This is a genomic window from Oleiphilus sp. HI0043 (assembly GCF_001634935.1).
In genome coordinates, this window is record NZ_LWEY01001314.1 from 1 (window position 1) to 979 (window position 979).

General features: G+C 46.5%; 1 protein-coding gene. It reads left to right on the forward strand.

Translation table 11 applies throughout. From position 1 onward, the window contains the following. Positions 1–979 (forward strand): RNA degradosome polyphosphate kinase (locus A3729_RS17565; protein WP_156497988.1); only part of this gene is annotated, 979 nt, incomplete at both ends.

The window sequence follows — 979 nt, forward strand, 5'->3', positions numbered from 1 at the left end:
CTCGTGATGCGGAATACGGGCTATCTGAAGATATTGACCAATCTCTACTAGAGCAGATGTCACTCAGCATTAAGCAACGCATGACAGCTGAGCCAGTTCGCTTTGTCTATGACAGGGAAATGCCGAAATCCACACTGAACTACTTGCTTGATAAAATCGGCATCTCAAATTATGACGCCGTCATCCCGGGTGGCCGCTATCACAACTTCAGAGACTTCATCAGTTTCCCTAATATCGGGCGCAACTATTTAGAATATTCACCGCTTCCGAGAATCGAAAGCAAGAAGTTCGCCGCTCACAAAAGCAGCTTCCAGGCGATTTCTGAAGGCGATATTTTACTTTATTACCCGTATCACAAGTTCAACCATTTCACCGAGTTCGTACGGCAGGCATCATACGATCCTAAAGTTGAACATATCAGTATCAGCATTTATCGCGTCGCCAAAAAAAGCCGAATTATCGATGCCCTGATCAATGCGGCAAAGAATGGTAAAAATGTTCGCGTCGTGGTTGAGCTGCGCGCCCGCTTTGACGAAGAAGCAAATATAGAATGGGCGAAGGTACTGACCGATGCGGGCATCAAAGTAGACTTTGGTGTGCCTGCATTGAAGTGCCACACCAAGCTTTGTTTAATTGGACGCAACGAAAGTGACGGCTATAAGCGCTACGCTCACATCGGCACAGGTAACTTCCACGAGAAGACCGCAAGGATTTATACCGACTTCTCTTTATTTACCTGCCACGATGAAATTACCGCCGAAGTAGAAGACGTATTTAACTTCATTCGCTTCAGCTATAAACATTATCACTTCAAACACCTTATCGTCTCGCCAAATGATTTCCGGCCACGTGTTCACAAGTTGATTGATCGTGAGATAAAGCACGCCGAGAAAGGCCTGACTGCCGAAATCATGCTGAAGGTCAATAACCTGGTCGATGACGAAGTCGTTGGGCACCTCTACAAAGCAAGCCAGGCTGG